Origin of the sequence: Candidatus Viridilinea mediisalina (assembly GCF_002532535.1) — a bacterium.
Lineage (GTDB): Bacteria > Chloroflexota > Chloroflexia > Chloroflexales > Chloroflexaceae > Viridilinea > Viridilinea mediisalina.
In genome coordinates, this window is the sequence record NZ_NQWI01000281.1 from 1 (window position 1) to 1,294 (window position 1,294).

1 protein-coding gene is annotated in these 1,294 nt (G+C 55.9%); it reads left to right on the plus strand.

Going from position 1 to position 1,294, the window contains the following annotated elements:
* Nucleotides 1-102 precede the first annotated feature (102 nt).
* Nucleotides 103-621, plus strand: coding sequence for a sensor histidine kinase (locus CJ255_RS21990; protein WP_097646202.1), 519 nt, complete (start codon nt 103-105; stop codon nt 619-621).
* Nucleotides 622-1,294: the final 673 nt, after the last annotated feature.

Here is a 1,294-nt window from a genome sequence, read left to right on the forward strand (position 1 = left end):
GTCGTGCAATCCCTGACCGGATACCCCTACCTCCGGGAGGCGATTAATGCGGTATGTTCATAGGTAATTGGTATTACCCATCAAGCCCAACGGCTCGATCGTATGCTCAACGAACTGTTCGATATCTCGCGGATTGAACAGGGCCAACTGACGATTCGGGCAGTACCACTCGATCTCAGCGCCCTCTTGCTCACTCTGGTGAACGCGATGCAACCGGATATGCCACGCCATACCCTGCATACCAGCGGACTTGAGCTTGCACAGACCATTCTTGGCGATGAAGTTCGCCTCATCCAAGTCTTTGAAAACCTGATTAAAAACGCAGTTAAATATAGCCCCTTTGGGGGCAACGTATGGATCAAGCTTGAAGCAAGCAGCAACCATGTGCAGGTAAGCGTGCGCGATGAGGGCATCGGCATTCCCACTGTCGATCTGCCCCACCTGTTCCAATGCTTCTACCGGGCAAGTAACAGCGGGCGCTGGCGTATCGCGGGTACCGGCATTGGCCTCTATGTTGTCGCTGAAATTCTGCGGCGCCATGGAGCAAGCATCAGGGTGCAGAGTATCGAGGGGGCGGGCAGTGATTTTGTGGTGCAACTGCCTTTGGTGGATTCGGGGTAAGGGAACAGGAGAACAGGGAACAGGGAACAGGAGAACAGGGAACAGGGAACAGGGAACAGAGAACAGGGAACAGGGAACAGGAGAACAGGGAACAGGAGAACAGGGAACAGGGAACAGGGAACAGGAGAACAGGGAACAGGGAACAGGGAACAGGAGAACAGGGAACAGGAGAACCAAAGAATCAAAGGCATGCAAGAAAACAACGTTGCCTTCGCCCCTCTCCCACAACGTGGGAGAGGCGGTGCCCTGAGCTTGCCGAAGGGGGTAGGGGGTGAGGGCCATCCTGGGCACCTCAAGAGCCCTGTAGGGTGTAGCAGCGGCCCATTCATTCCCTCCTACACGGCGCTTCTTGGGGCGGGCCGCTGCTACGCCCCTATGTAAGAGAAGCAGAAATTGTTACGTATCCTAGCAGCTTGTCATGCTGAATAGTTCATGGTTCACAACTATCGGAGTGCCGACGTTAGTCGGCTGAGGTCTTTGGCAGCGATGGGAAGCCGACAGGCATCGTAGTGCCGACGTTAGTCGGCTGAGGTCTTTGGCAGCGATGGGAAGCCGACAGGCATCGTAGTGCCGACTTCAGTCGGCTGAGGTCTTTGCCAGCGATGGGAAGCCGACAGGCATCGTAGTGCCGACTTCAGTCGGCTGAGGTCTTTGCCAGCGATGGGAAGCCGAC

Coding starts and splice junctions, on each gene's coding strand:
- CJ255_RS21990 (WP_097646202.1), top strand. CDS start 103: ATGCTCAACGAACTGTTCGATATCTCGCGGATTGAACAGGGCCAACTG.